The organism is Archangium violaceum (assembly GCF_016887565.1).
Lineage (GTDB): Bacteria > Myxococcota > Myxococcia > Myxococcales > Myxococcaceae > Archangium > Archangium violaceum_B.
Genome location: NZ_CP069396.1, coordinates 9,253,243 through 9,266,501 on the forward strand (window position 1 = coordinate 9,253,243; position 13,259 = coordinate 9,266,501).

Genomic DNA, 13,259 nt, shown 5'->3' on the forward strand with positions numbered 1-13,259 from the left:
CACAAGCCCTGAGCGCAACTTCCCTCCCCTCCCCTCCCCTCTCCCTTCGGGAGAGGGACGGGGTGAGGGTATCTCGCACCACGAGTTGAACCCCCGATCGAGTTGACGCCAAGGGCGTGCGGCCATATAAGTTGGTCAACCAACCTAGAAATGGAGCCGAGGATGGCCCGCCCATCGAACACGGAGGAGCGCCGGCAGCAGATCGTCCAGGGACTGCTGCGAGTCATGGCGGAGCGTGGCTACGAGCGAGCGTCCATCGCGGAGATAGCGAAGGCGGCGGGGCTGAGCGCGGGGCTGGTGCACTACCACTTCACGGAGAAGCAGGAGATCCTCCTGACGCTGGTGGAGCAGCTCGCGGCGCGAGTGCGCGAGCGGGTGAAGGCGCGGCTGGAGCGGGCAAAGGACGGAGCGCGGGCGCAGGTGGACGCCTTCCTGGATGCATTCCTGGCCACGGGAGACGGAGCGGATCCGGCCTCGGTGGCGGCGTGGGTGACCATCAGCGCGGAGGCGGTGCGGCAGCCCGAGGTGCGCGAGGCTTACGAGAAGGTGGTGCGCGCGGACCTGGAGCACCTGGAGGAGCTGGTCGGCGCGGTGGTGGGCCGCCGGAGGGCGCGGGCGGTGGCGGCGGGACTGTTCGCGGCGGTGCAGGGCTACTTCGTGCTGTCGGCGGCGGCGCCGGACGTGATTCCGTCGGGCTCCGCGGCGGGAACGGTGAAGCGCATGGCCGCGGGGCTGCTCGACGCGGCGGAGTCCTCGGAGGGCACATGAAGACCGCGCTGAAGACCCCCATGAAGCTGGGGCTGCTCACGAGCCTCTATCTCTCCCAGGGCCTGCCCTTCGGCTTCTTCACCCAGGCGCTGCCGGTGCTGCTGCGCAAGCAGGGCCTGTCGCTGCCCGCCATCGGACTGGCCCACCTGCTCGCGCTGCCGTGGGCGCTCAAGTTCCTCTGGGCCCCGCTGATGGACCGGTACGGCTCGGAGCGCCTGGGACGGCGGCGCGGCTACATCCTCCCGCTGCAGTTCCTCTCGGCGGTGCTGCTCCTGGTCCTCGCGCTGCCCGAGGGCACCGTGAGCGTGCGGGCGCTCCTCGTGGCCGTGCTGCTCGTCAACCTGCTGGCGGCCACGCAGGACGTGGCCACGGACGGGCTCGCGGTGGACCTGCTCGAGCCGAGGGAGCTCGGCTGGGGCAATGGCATCCAGGTGGCGGGCTACCGGGTGGGAATGATCCTCGGAGGCGGGCTGATGCTCGTCCTCTTCGACGCACTGGGCTGGCGCCTCACCCTGCTGAGCCTGGGCGCGATGCTGCTCGTGGCCACGGTGCCGGTGGCGCTCTTCCGCGAGCCGCCCTCCCCTGCCCCACCCCACGAGGGCACGGGACTGCTCCCCTGGCTCCGCGACTCCCTGCTGTACTGGATGCACCGTCCCGGCGCGGGCGCGTGGCTCACCCTGCTGGTGCTCTTCAAGGCGGGCGAGAACCTGGCGACGGGCATGCTGCGCACGTTCCTCGTCGACGTGGGACTGAGCCTGTCGCAGGTGGGGTGGATGCTCGGGTTCGTGGGCTTCACCACCGGGCTGCTCGGCGCGCTCGCGGGCGGGGCGCTCGTCAACCGGCTGGGGCGGCGGCGGGCACTGCTCGTCTTCGGCACCCTGCAGGCGGGCGCGGTGCTCCTCTACGCCCTGGCCGCGCGAGGGGCCTCCCTCCCCGTGCTCGCGCTCGTCTGCGGCGTGGAGCACCTGACGAGCGGCATGGCCACCGCGGCCCTCTTCACGGTGATGATGGAGACGTGCCGCCCGGAGCACGCCGCGTCCGATTACACGGTGCAGGCCTCGCTCGTGGTGCTGGCCACCGGCGGTGCCGCGGCCGTGAGTGGCTTCAGCGCCCAGGCACTCGGCTATGCGTGGCACTTCACACTCTCGGCGGCCGTCTGCGCCGTGGCCGTGGTCTGGGTGTTGTTCACCTTCCATCCGCCCCGGGCCTTCGTGTCCGGGGGACAACCGGAGGTGTCGTGATGTCCATCGCCGTCTATGCCGGCAGCTTCGACCCGGTGACCGCCGGCCACCTCTCCGTCATCCGCCAGGCCGCGCGCCTCTTCGGCCATGTCGTCGTGGTGGTGGCCATCAACCCCGACAAGCGCACGCTCTTCTCCGTGTCCGAGCGCGTGGAGTTGCTGCGCGAGGTGGTGGCGCTCCACCCCAACGTCACCGTGGCCAGCACGGAGGGGCTCATCGTGGAGTACGCGCGGGCCATCGGCGCGAGCGTGCTGCTGCGCGGGGTGCGAGGCGCCACGGATGCCCAGTTCGAGACGACGCTGGCACAGGCCAACCGGGCCCTCGCCCCGGACCTGTCCACCCTCTTCCTCCCCGCCGAGTCCCACCTCGCCGAGGTGAGCAGCAGCCGCCTCAAGGAGCGGCTGGCGCGCGGCGAGGACGTTTCGGACTTCTGCCCGCCCGCCGTCGCGGCGAAGCTGAGGCAGCGATTGAGTTCCCCAACCTGGAGTCCGTGATGAGCCTGTCCTTCGTCACCCTCGGCGTCGGCGACGCCTTCTCCGCACTGCGCTACTCCTCGTGCCTGGCGCTCGAGGCCGAGGGCCAGGTGCTGCTGGTGGACTGTCCGCACCCCATCCGCAAGATGATGCGCGAGGCCAGCCAGTCTTCGGGTGTGGAGCTGGACGTGGATCGCGTCTCGGGCCTCGTCCTCACCCACCTGCACGCGGACCACAGCTCGGGCGTGGAGGGGCTCGGTTACTTCTCCTTCTTCGTGCTGAAACGGAAGCTGCGGCTGCTCGCCCACCCGGAGGTGAAGCGCCGGCTCTGGGAGGGCCACCTCGCGGCGGGCATGGAGGATCTCATCCGCAAGCCGGGCGGAGAGCCCCAGCGGCACGAGTTCGAGGACTACTTCGAGCCGCTCGCGCTCTCCACGGAGGAGGCCGTGCACTTCGGGCCCTTCTCCATCGAGTGCCGCCGCACGTACCACCACGTGCCCACCACGGCCCTGCGCATCCGAGCAGGTGGGCGCTGCCTGGGCTACAGCGCGGACACGGCCTATGACGAGGGCCTCATCGCCTGGCTCGCCCAGGCGGATCTCGTGGTGCACGAGACGAACTACGGCGTGCACACACCTTATGAGAAGCTCGCCGCACTGCCGGTGGAGCTGCGCGCGAAGATGCGGCTCATCCACTACCCGGATGACTTCGAGCTCGACGCGAGCAACATCGAGCCACTCGTGCAGGGGCGCCGCTACACGGTGTGAGGCGCCCCGGGCTCAACCCTCCGAGCGGGGAACCTCGGGACCCACCCTCCGCTTCCAGGGCGGGGGGGTGAGCGAACCTCGCCACGGCGCGTTACGGACGGGTCACGCGGCGATGATGCACAACGGGGTCGGACGTGGGAGATTCGCCGCCCCAACGGCACGCCCATGTCCTTCCAGTCCCTCCTGCACCCGAGATCCCTGGCCTCGTCCCTGGCTGCCCTGCTCCTCGCTGGCTGCGCGTCGCTGCCGCGGAGCGGGTCCGCGCCCACCGCGAAAGCGGCCTCCGAGTCCGAGCAGGACGACGAGCCCACCGTCACGCTCACGCTGCTGCACGTCAACGACGTGTACCAGTTCACGCCGGTGGACTTCGGGGGCCGGGGCGGACTGGCGCGGCTGTCCACGCTGCGCAAGCAGGTGCTGGCCGAGTCCCCGAACACGCTCTTCCTGATGGCCGGTGACACGCTGTCGCCCTCGGTGGAATCCACCTTCCACAAGGGCAAGCAGATGATCGACGCGTGGAACGCGCTGGGCGTGGACTTCGCGGTGCTCGGCAACCACGAGTTCGACTTCGGTCCGGACGTGCTGGTGCAGCGCATGAAGGAGTCGCGCTTCACCTGGCTGGGTGCCAACGTGATGGACAAGCGGACGGCCCGCCCCTTCGGCGACACCCCACCCTTCGTCATCCGTGAGGTGGGCGGCGTGAAGGTGGGCATCTTCGGCGTGCTGCTGGGCAAGACGAAGTACAGCTCCAAGCCGGGACCGGACGTGTACTTCACGGACACGTGCCAGAAGGCCCGGGAGATCGTCCCGAAGATGCGGGCGGAGGGCGCCCAGGTCGTCATCGCGCTCACGCACCTGTTCGTGGCCGAGGACAAGGTGCTCGCCCGCTGCGCGCCCATCGACCTCATCATCGGAGGCCACGAGCACGTGATGATGCAGGCGGTGTCCAACGGCACGCCCATCGTCAAGATGTCGTCCGAGGCGCGGGAGCTGGGCCGCGTCACGATGCACGTGGGCACGCAGAGCCACAAGCTCAAGAGCATGGACTTCGCCGTGCTGCCGGTGACGCCCGACGTGCCGGAGGACGCCGCCTTCGCCCAGGCGATGCACGAGTACGACGCGCTGCTGGCCGAGCTCTCCCAGCCCGTGGGCCGCACGGCCGTGGAGCTGGATGCGATGGAGGAGACCAACCGCACCCACGAGACGAACCTGGCCTCCTTCGTGGCGGATGCGTACCGCAAGGCCACGGGCGCGGAGGTGGCGCTGATCAACGGAGGCTCCATCCGCTCGGATTCGATCCTGAGACCGGGCCCGCTGACCCGGCGCGACGTGCTGGCGATTCATCCCTTCCCGGGCTCGGTGGTGAGCATCGAGGTGACGGGCGCGGTGCTGCGCCAGGCGCTCGAGCAGGGCGTGAGCCGCAGCGCCGAGGAGACGGATCCTGGCCGCTTCCCTCAGGTCTCCGGCATCAAGTACGCCTTCGACGTGTGCCGGCCCGTGGGGGAGCGCATCGTGCGCGTCACCGTGAATGGCGAGCCGTTGGATCCGAAGCGCACGTACACGCTCGCCACCAACTCGTACATGTCGGGCGGTGGAGACGGTTACACGATGTTCAAGGGCGCGAAGTACCGCGTCTCGCCCGAGAAGGGCCGCTCCACGCAGGACGTGCTGCGCGACGCCTTCTCCTCGGCCGAGGCCATCGCGCCGACCACGGATGGCCGCATCGAGCGGCTGCGCGGTGGAACGCGGGACATCGCGACGAAGAAGGAAGACCAGGACGTACTGGACTGTCCGACCGTGGCGGCGCAGTGACCGTGTATGCCCCCTCTCCCGGAGGGAGAGGGGAAGTCAGGCCCAGCCCCGCAGCCGGTAGACGAAGCGCCCGAACAGCTCCCGCAGCGCGTCCGTCCCCGTTGACAGGTTCGCGGCCCTCGGCTGCCACCAGGTGCTTCGGATGATCCACTCGCGCGCGCGCACGTCCACCGCCAGCGTGTCCGGCTTCAGCCCCACCGCCGCGAAGGTCGCCTGCGCCCGGGGCATGTGCGCCGCGCTCGTCACCATCAGCAGGGTCTTCCACCCCTTCTCCCGGATGATGCGCTCCGACTCCACCGCGTTCTCCCGCGTGTTCCGGCTGCGTCCCTCGGTGACGATCCGCTCGGGTGGAATCCCCCACGTCTGGAGCTGCTTCGACAGCACGTCCGCCTCCACCAGCGCCTCCGGCCGCGTGTCGATCGTGCCCGCCGTGAAGAGCACCTGGCGCGCATGCCCCTCCCGCAGCAGTTCGAACCCGCGCAGGACGCGCTCCACCGCCGGGTTGTACTCGGGCATCCCCGAGCGCTCGATGGCGGACGAGTCCACCGCCCCGCCCAGCACGATGACGGCGTCATAGGTCACGTCCGGCCGGTACGTGGACACCGCGCCCGCCTCCACCCAGACCTGCAGGCCGTTGGCCACCGGATCCGTGGAGAAGACGTACAGCACCGCCAGCCCGAGCCCCTGCAGCCACGTCGCCAGCCTCGCCCGCCTCCGGCGCACCACCAGGCCCGCCACGCCCAGCAGCAAGCTCCAGGTGAGCGGCGAGAGCAGCAGATCCAATATCTTCGATAGGAAGACGAACACGCGCGCTACCGCTCGCCCCAGTGGAGCTTCTGCCGGAGGATGGTGAAGTAGCCCACCCGCGTATTGCGCACCAGGTTCACCCGGTTGGGCGAGCGCACCACCTCGATGATGTCCTCGCACTGCAGGCTGTGGCCCGTCTGCCCGTCCAGGGTGAGGAAGGTGTCCGCCGTCTCGGTGCGCAGCGCGATGCGGATGGTGCGGTCCGCCGGCACGATGATGGGCCGGTGCGTGAGCGCATGCGAGCAGATGGGCGCCAGCACCGTGCAGTCCACCGAGGGGTGCACGATGGGGCCGCCCGCCGACAGCGCGTACGCGGTGGAGCCGGTGGGCGTGGACAGGATGACCCCGTCCGCCTTGTACGTGGCGATGGGCACCCCCTCGATGGACACCTCGTGGTCCGCGATGCGCGCCAGCGCGCCCTTGTTGATGACCACGTCGTTGAGGATCTCGTCCTCCACCACCACCCGGCCCTCGCGCACCAGCCGGCACGAGAGCTTCATCCGGGAGTCCACCTTGAAACGGCCGGCGAGCACCTCGTCCAGCGTGGGGAACAGCTCCTCCACGGGGATTTCGGTCATGAAGCCCAGGCTGCCCAGGTTGACCCCCATGATGGGGATGGGCGTGGAGCGCCCCGCGAGCAGCCGCGCCGCGTGGATGAGGGTTCCATCACCCCCCAGCACCACGACCAGGTCCGCCCGGGCCGCCAGCTCGCGATCCTCCAGCCGGGGCCAGCCAAGTGCGTGGGCCAGGAGCCGGTCCCCCAGCACGTCCAGTGAGGGGTAGCGTTCCCGGATCCGCGCGGCGAGCTCCGCCGCCTCGGGCTTGTCCTTCTTCGCAACGAGCAACAGGGTCTGCACGATAAGTGTGCGTTCTAGTCCAGGCGACCAGGGGTGCGCTGGACGAAATGGCCCCTTCGATGACCCTGTGACACGTAGTACCCGGCAGCAGGATACCCCCATGGACCTCTTCGAGCATGCCAGCAAGAAGGACGAGGCGACCCTCGCCCCCCTCGCGGAGCGGATGCGTCCCTCGCGATTGGAGGAGTTCGTCGGCCAGGAGCACCTGACGGGCGAGGGACGCTTCCTCCGCCGGGCCATCCAGCACGACCAGGTCCCCTCGCTCATCCTCTGGGGCCCCCCGGGGACCGGCAAGACGACGCTCGCCCACCTCGTCGCCCGCTCCACCGGCGCCTCCTTCGAGTCGCTCTCCGCCGTGCTCTCCGGCGTGAAGGACATCCGCGAGACGGTGGCCCGGGCCCAGGAGCGTTGGCGGATGAACCGTCAGCGCACCATCCTCTTCGTGGATGAGATCCACCGCTTCAACAAGGCCCAGCAGGACGCGCTGCTGCCCCACGTGGAGAAGGGCACCGTCACCCTCATCGGGGCCACCACGGAGAACCCCTCCTTCGAGGTGAATGCCGCCCTCCTCTCCCGCGCCCGCGTCGTCACCCTGCGCGGGCTGGAGGAGGAGGAGCTGGTGGCGCTGCTGCGCCGGGCGGTGACGGACCCCAAGGGCCTGGGCGGCAAGGTGCAGGTGGACGACGAGGCGCTCACCTTCATCGTCCAGGCGTCGGGCGGAGACGCGCGCAGGGCGCTCACCGCGCTGGAGGCGGCGGCGGCGCACGGCGGCACCCGGGTGGACAAGGCCATCGCCGAGGAGGCCCTGCAGCACAAGGCGCTCCTCTACGACAAGGGCGGCGAGGAGCACTACAACGTCGTCAGCGCCTTCATCAAATCCATGCGGGGCTCGGACGTGGACGCCGCGCTCTACTGGATGACGCGCATGCTGGAAGCCGGAGAGGATCCGGTCTTCATCTTCCGGCGCATGGTCATCTTCGCCTCGGAGGACATCGGCAACGCGGACCCGCGGGCACTGAGCGTGGCGGTAGACGCGCTGCGGGCCTTCGAGCTGATGGGCCTGCCCGAGGGCACCCTGCCCCTCACCCAGGCGGTGACGTACCTGGCGCTGGCGCCCAAGTCGAACGCCGTGCTCACCGCGTACGCCGCGGCGCGCACCGCCGTCACCGAGGGCGGACCCCTGCCCGTCCCCATGCACCTGCGCAACGCGCCCACGAAGATGATGAAGTCACTCGGGTACGGCGCCGGCTACAAGTACCCCCACAACTTCGAGGGCAACTACGTCCCCGAGGACTACCTCCCCGACGCCCTGCGCGGCCGGCGCTTCTACCAGCCCACGCACAACGGCTTCGAGCAGGAGCTGGCGGAGCGCTACGAGGAGATCCAACGCCAGCTCGCGGGTCGTCCCCGCGAGCCGGGCGAGGAAGGCTAGGACGCCACCTCGAGGGCGTCGTCGTCGTCCTTGCCGCGCTTCATGGAGCGGCCCGCCACCTCGTACTGCTTGAGCAGGCGGCGGAAGTTGGAGCGATCGACGCCCGCGGCGCGCGCGGCGCTGGAGACGTTGTGGTTGTGCTTCTCGAGCAGCGCGGTGAGGTAGCGCCGCTCGAAGGCGCGCATGGCCAGCCGCTTCGCCTGGGCGTACGGCAGGTGCGCGAGGCTGAAGACCTCGACCTGCGCTCCGGCCTGGGGCGCGTCCTGGAAGCCCGGCGGCAGGTCGTCCACGTCCAGCACTTCCTTGGACGTGAGGACCACGGCGCGCTCGATGACGTTCTCCAGCTCGCGCACGTTGCCCGTCCACCGGTTGCAGGTGAGCGCCTCCATGGCGCGCGGCATGAAGCCCGTCACCCGCTTGCCCACCTTCCCCGTGTACAGCTTGAGGAAGTGGTGGGCCAGCAGCGGCACGTCCTCGGGACGGTCGCGCAGCGGCGGCAGATCGATGGTGATGACGTTGAGCCGGTAGAACAGGTCCTCGCGGAACTTGCCCTGCTCCTTGGCCCGGTTCAGGTCCACGTGCGTGGCGGCGATGACGCGCACGTCCACCTTCACCGGCTCGTTGGCGCCCACGCGCTTGACCTCGCCCTCCTGCAGCACGCGCAACAGGCGCACCTGGGTGGCGGGAGGCACGTCGCCAATCTCGTCGAGGAAGATGGTGCCGCCGTCAGCGGCCTCGAAGAGGCCCTTCTTGTTGGACGTGGCCCCGGTGAAGCTGCCCTTGATGTGACCGAAGAGCTCGCTCTCCAGCAGCGTGTCCGTCAGCGCCGAGCAGTTGACGGCCACGAAGGGCTTGTCCTTGCGCGCGCTGCGGTAGTGGATGGCGCGGGCCACCAGCTCCTTGCCCGTGCCGCTCTCGCCCTGGATGAGCACCGTGGCGGTGGAGTGGCTCACCGTCTCCACCAGCTTGAAGACGGCGCGCATCTGCGACGACTGGCCGATGAGCTCCTCGAACTGGTTGCGCGCGGTGAGCGCCTCCTCCAGCGCTCGGGCCCTGTCCCTCAGGGCCTTGCGCTCGGCGGCCTTGGCCACCGTCATGCTCACTTCGTCGATGTTCTCGAAGGGCTTGGTGAGGTAGTCGTACGCGCCGGACTTCACCGCCTCCACCGCCGTCTCCACGGTGGCGAAGGCGGTCATCATGATGACCTCCACGTCCGGACGCGCCGCCTTGATGCCGCGCAGCAGGTCCATGCCGGACAGGTTGGGCATCTTGATGTCCAGGACGGCCACGTCGATGGACGGATCCTTCGCCGCGGTCAGTCCTTCCACGGCATCGTCGATGGAGACGACCTGGTAGCCCTCTCGGGTGAGGATGACCGTGACCGCCTTGAGGACGATCGGATCGTCATCCACGACCAGGATCTTGGCGCGCTTGGGAGCGGCGGTGGTGGACGGCTGCGGGTTCACGGCAACCTCTCGAGCTGCAGGGGGATGGGGATGAAGACGGTGAAGCGCGAACCCTCACCGAGCCGGGTGTCCACCTTGAAGATGCCACCGTGGTCCTCGACGATGCGGTAGGCGATGGCCAGCCCCAGGCCGGTGCCCTGGCCGGGAGGCTTGGTGGTGAACGCCGGATCGAAGATGCGCGACAGGTAGCGCTCCTCGATGCCACTGCCCGAATCGACGACCCGGAAGTAGCACCGGTCGCCGTCGCGCCCCGTCTCCAGGGTCAGCACGCCCCCCGTGGGAGGCAGCGCGTGCAGCCCGTTCTGCAGCAGGTTGAGCATCACCTGCGACAGCTGGCCCGGGTCTCCGAACAGCTCCGGCAGATCCGACGCCAGCCTCAGCTCCATGCGCACCTTGGAGTACGACTTGAGCTGCGCCCCGAAGAGCACCGCCGAGTCTTCCGCGCACTTGTTGAGCTGGAAGGTGCGCCGGTCTTCCGTCTTGCTGTGGCGGCTGAACTTCAGGAGGCTCTCCACGATGCGCTTGCAGCGCAGCGCGCTCTCCTCGATGAGGTCCAACGACTCCATGTCGGAGGGGGTGCGCCCCTCATCGCGCTTCATCAACTGCGCGAAGGCGAGGATGCCGCCCAGCGGGTTGTTGATTTCGTGCGCCACGCCACCGGCGAGCTGGCCTACCGCCGCCATCTTCTCCGTCTCGATGAGCCGGCGCGTCATCTCGCGCTCGTCGGAGATGTCCCGATAGGAGCACACGGCGCGCCCCTCGCCCGTGAGCGGATAGGCGGACATGGCGTAGGTGCGTCCGCGCTGGGAGATCTCCGAGCGCGTACCCTTGCCGCTCTGGAGGGCCTCCGGCAGCGGGCAGCCCTGGCAGGGCGTGTCCCGGTCGAACAGCAGCTTGTGGCAGCGCTGCTCGGCCTCCTCCTCGGACAGCGGCTCCTTGAGCCGGTCGCCCGCCAGGTCGATGTACGCCCGGTTGGCCCGGCGCACCCCGTAGTCCTTGCGCACCACGGCCAGCGGCGTGTCCATGGAGTCGAACGACAGCTCCCACTCCCGCTTGGCCTGGCTCAGCAGGTGCGTGCGCAGCGCCACGCGCGTCTCCAGCTCCGCGTTGAGCCGCCGCAGCTCCTCGTTCTGCTGCTGCGTCACCCGGAGCAGCCGCTCGTTCTCCGTCTGGAGCGCGTACTGCTCGAAGGCGCTCTTGACCGTGAGCACCAGGTGGCTGTCGTTCCACGGCTTGGAGATGAAACGGAAGATCTCCGACCGGTTGATCGCCTCCTCGATGGCCTGCTGGTCAGCCTGTCCGGTGAGCATGATGCGCTGGGCCCGTGGCACCTGCGCCTTCACCCGGCTGAGAAACTCCACGCCGTTCATACCCGGCATGCGGAAGTCCGAGATGACCACCTCCGGAGTGAAGCGTTCGAGGGCCTTGAGGCCCTCCTCCGCATCGGAGGCCGTCTCGATCTGCCAATCGCCGCGACGGAGCACCCGCCGGATGGACTTCAGGATGTACTCCTCGTCGTCCACCAGCAGCAGCCGACCGCGTGGCACCGCTCCTTGTGTCTGCGCCAGTTCCAGTGGCAACCTCGTCCCGGGTCCGAGACCCTCGCTTTTGCAATGACGCTGCCAACGTCCGCCACACCGCAAAGCCCATAGATACCGGGTGTTTCAGCACCCGGGGCTTTCGCCCACCCTGGGTCTCTCCATACCCCGACCCGGCAATCGGGTCAATGATGACCCAGATGCGAGACGTAGGGTAGACTAGCGAGGGGTGGGACTGGCGAGGGGTGAGGGCGAGGAATGCACACAGATGCGATTCCGCCCTTCGCTCTTGGCGCGGTAGAGCGCCTGGTCCGCGGAGCGCACGAGCTGCTCGGCGCTGTTGACGGCGTGGTGGGGGAAGGACGAGACGCCGAGCGACGCGGTGACGCGCAACGTCCGCTGGGGCCCGGTGAGCAGGAGGCCCAGCTCCCGCCAGACACGCTCGGCCACCGTGAGGGCGCCGGCCAGCGGGGTGCGCGGCAGGAGGATGGCGAACTCCTCGCCTCCATAGCGGGCGAGCAGGTCCGTCTCCCGCACGCTGCGCTGGAGGGAGGCCGCCACGTCGCACAGCACGATGTCGCCCACCTGGTGGCCGTGCTCGTCATTGAAGGCCTTGAAGTGGTCCAGGTCGATGAGGATGAGCGACAGCGGGTCGTCATAGCGCTGGGCGCGCCGGAACTCCTCGCGCAGCCGGTCCTGGAAGTAGCGGTGGTTGTGGACCTGGGTGAGGCCGTCGGTGATGGACAGGCGCTCGAGCGAGGCCACGCGGGCCACGAGCGCGCTGAAGCGCTGCCGCTCCTGGATGCAGCGCGCCATGCGCGCCATGAGCTCCTCCGGGTCCACCGGGGTGCGCACCACCTCCGCGCCCAGCCTCAGCACGGCCAGCACCGCGGAGCGCTCGTCCGCGGGCACCAGCGCGATGACCGGAGGACCCTTGCCCTCGTCATCCTGGGCCATCAGGTGCTGCAAGAGCGCACGCGACGGCCCGCCAGCGGGACCCAGGACGAGAAGGACCAGGTGGGCCTCGTCGATGCGACGCTGGGCCTCTGGACCAGCTGCCACCAACCGTACGGAGAAGCCCTCCTGCTCCAACGCGCTCGCCAGGTCCGCCTGTCGTCCGGGTAAGTCGTCCACCAGCAGAATGAGGCGCCTGTCTCCCACATCGACCCCCGAAAACCGAGGAAGCCAAGCTAGCACGCCCTGGTGACTCCCGCGATGGTTGGATTGCACGCGCCGGCCAATGTTTGATAGCAGCCGCATCCACTCCGCTCTGTCACGGCGACGCACCGCCGAGGTCCATCGTGGGCAAATCCCCCAGCATCAGCCTCTTCTTTCCCGCCTGGAACGAGGAGGACTACGTGGAGCGCGCGGTGTCGCGCGCCCAGACCGTGCTCTCCCGGCTCACGGACGACTACGAGATCATCGTCGTCAACGATGCGTCCACGGACCGCACGCAGGAAATCTGCGAGCAGCTGGCGGCGCGCATCCCACAGTTCCGGTTCATCACCCACCCCGTCAACCTGAAGCTGGGCGGGGCGATGCGCACGGGCCTGTCCGCGTCCACCAAGGACATCGTGGTGTACTCGGACATCGACCTGCCCTTCGACCTGAACGAGCTGGAGCGGGCGCTGCACCTGATGAAGTACCTGGAGGCGGACATGATCTGCGCCTTCCGGTTCGACCGCACCAGCGAGGGACCGAAGCGCATCGTCTACTCGTTCGCCTACAACACGCTCATCCGCACGCTGTTCGGTGTCCACGTGAAGGACATCAACTTCAGCTTCAAGGTGATGCACCGGCGGGTGCTGGAGGCGGTGGAGCTCAACAGCCAGGGCTCCTTCATCGACGCGGAGCTGGTGGTGAAGGCCATCAACCAGGGCTTCCGCGTCTTCCAGATGGGCGTGGACTACTTCCCGCGCACGCGCGGCATCTCCACGCTGTCCTCGCCGTCCGTCATCGTGAAGATGGTGCGCGAGCTGGTGAAGCTGTACCCGGAGACGAAGACGCCCCAGGCGACGAAGCGTCCGGTGAGGCTGCCGCCCTCGGTGGCGCCGTTGCACGGCTCGCAGCGCGAGCGGACGCGCGGCCACGGGTAGCG

General features: G+C 69.1%; 12 protein-coding genes. 7 read left to right on the plus strand and 5 right to left on the minus strand.

The features are described from left to right. Window positions 1–162: 162 nt before the first annotated feature. The 5 genes from JRI60_RS36910 (at window position 163) to JRI60_RS36930 (ending at window position 5,061) form a co-directional block, all read left to right on the plus strand. On the plus strand, window positions 163–768 hold the full coding sequence (locus JRI60_RS36910; RefSeq protein ID WP_204220608.1) for a TetR family transcriptional regulator: 606 nt from the start codon (window positions 163–165) through the stop codon (window positions 766–768). Continuing rightward, the gene (locus JRI60_RS36915; RefSeq protein ID WP_239469935.1) at window positions 765–2,009 is read left to right on the plus strand and encodes an MFS transporter; all 1,245 of its coding nucleotides are present in this window, start codon (window positions 765–767) and stop codon (window positions 2,007–2,009) included. The genes JRI60_RS36910 and JRI60_RS36915 overlap by 4 nt, the downstream gene beginning before the upstream one ends. Beyond that, the gene (coaD, locus tag JRI60_RS36920) at window positions 2,009–2,503 is read left to right on the plus strand and encodes a pantetheine-phosphate adenylyltransferase (protein WP_204220609.1); all 495 of its coding nucleotides are present in this window, start codon (window positions 2,009–2,011) and stop codon (window positions 2,501–2,503) included. The genes JRI60_RS36915 and coaD overlap by 1 nt, the downstream gene beginning before the upstream one ends. Next, entirely contained in the window at window positions 2,503–3,249 is a 747-nt protein-coding gene (locus JRI60_RS36925; RefSeq protein WP_204220610.1) for an MBL fold metallo-hydrolase, read from the plus strand. Before coaD ends, JRI60_RS36925 begins: the two co-directional genes overlap by 1 nt. A gap of 165 nt (window positions 3,250–3,414) precedes the next feature. Then, window positions 3,415–5,061, plus strand: a complete 1,647-nt coding sequence (locus JRI60_RS36930) for a bifunctional metallophosphatase/5'-nucleotidase (protein WP_204220611.1) — start codon at window positions 3,415–3,417, stop codon at window positions 5,059–5,061. 36 nt (window positions 5,062–5,097) lie between these two features. Here the strand turns inward: JRI60_RS36930 and JRI60_RS36935 are convergent, their stop codons facing one another. Both JRI60_RS36935 and JRI60_RS36940 read right to left on the minus strand, forming a co-directional pair. Continuing rightward, the gene (locus JRI60_RS36935; protein ID WP_204220612.1) at window positions 5,098–5,868 is read right to left on the minus strand and encodes a YdcF family protein; all 771 of its coding nucleotides are present in this window, start codon (window positions 5,866–5,868) and stop codon (window positions 5,098–5,100) included. Between the two features lie 5 nt (window positions 5,869–5,873). After that, on the minus strand, window positions 5,874–6,725 hold the full coding sequence (locus JRI60_RS36940; RefSeq protein ID WP_204220613.1) for an NAD(+)/NADH kinase: 852 nt from the start codon (window positions 6,723–6,725) through the stop codon (window positions 5,874–5,876). A gap of 100 nt (window positions 6,726–6,825) precedes the next feature. On the opposite strand from JRI60_RS36940, the gene JRI60_RS36945 reads away from it, so the two are divergent. Further along, the gene (locus JRI60_RS36945; RefSeq protein WP_204220614.1) at window positions 6,826–8,157 is read left to right on the plus strand and encodes a replication-associated recombination protein A; all 1,332 of its coding nucleotides are present in this window, start codon (window positions 6,826–6,828) and stop codon (window positions 8,155–8,157) included. Here JRI60_RS36945 and JRI60_RS36950 read toward each other — a convergent pair. The 3 genes from JRI60_RS36950 to JRI60_RS36960 form a co-directional block, all read right to left on the minus strand. Continuing rightward, on the minus strand, window positions 8,154–9,623 hold the full coding sequence (locus JRI60_RS36950; RefSeq protein ID WP_204220615.1) for a sigma-54-dependent transcriptional regulator: 1,470 nt from the start codon (window positions 9,621–9,623) through the stop codon (window positions 8,154–8,156). The two genes, JRI60_RS36945 and JRI60_RS36950, sit on opposite strands and share 4 nt — an antisense overlap. Next, window positions 9,620–11,170: a response regulator gene (locus JRI60_RS36955; protein ID WP_204220616.1), complete on the minus strand. Its 1,551-nt coding sequence runs from the start codon at window positions 11,168–11,170 to the stop codon at window positions 9,620–9,622. The genes JRI60_RS36950 and JRI60_RS36955 overlap by 4 nt, the downstream gene beginning before the upstream one ends. A gap of 210 nt (window positions 11,171–11,380) precedes the next feature. Then, the gene (locus tag JRI60_RS36960; protein ID WP_343213355.1) at window positions 11,381–12,295 is read right to left on the minus strand and encodes a GGDEF domain-containing response regulator; all 915 of its coding nucleotides are present in this window, start codon (window positions 12,293–12,295) and stop codon (window positions 11,381–11,383) included. A gap of 167 nt (window positions 12,296–12,462) precedes the next feature. On the opposite strand from JRI60_RS36960, the gene JRI60_RS36965 reads away from it, so the two are divergent. Continuing rightward, entirely contained in the window at window positions 12,463–13,257 is a 795-nt protein-coding gene (locus tag JRI60_RS36965; RefSeq protein WP_204220617.1) for a glycosyltransferase family 2 protein, read from the plus strand. The last annotated feature ends 2 nt before the right edge of the window (window positions 13,258–13,259 follow it).

What these genes read in the sequence shown, in the direction of transcription:
- JRI60_RS36915 (WP_239469935.1), top strand. Translation starts at nt 765, where the DNA reads ATGAAGACCGCGCTGAAGACCCCCATGAAGCTGGGGCTGCTCACGAGC.
- JRI60_RS36945 (WP_204220614.1), top strand. Translation starts at nt 6,826, where the DNA reads ATGGACCTCTTCGAGCATGCCAGCAAGAAGGACGAGGCGACCCTCGCC.
- JRI60_RS36925 (WP_204220610.1), top strand. Translation starts at nt 2,503, where the DNA reads ATGAGCCTGTCCTTCGTCACCCTCGGCGTCGGCGACGCCTTCTCCGCA.
- JRI60_RS36910 (WP_204220608.1), top strand. Translation starts at nt 163, where the DNA reads ATGGCCCGCCCATCGAACACGGAGGAGCGCCGGCAGCAGATCGTCCAG.
- coaD (WP_204220609.1), top strand. Translation starts at nt 2,009, where the DNA reads ATGTCCATCGCCGTCTATGCCGGCAGCTTCGACCCGGTGACCGCCGGC.
- JRI60_RS36930 (WP_204220611.1), top strand. Translation starts at nt 3,415, where the DNA reads ATGTCCTTCCAGTCCCTCCTGCACCCGAGATCCCTGGCCTCGTCCCTG.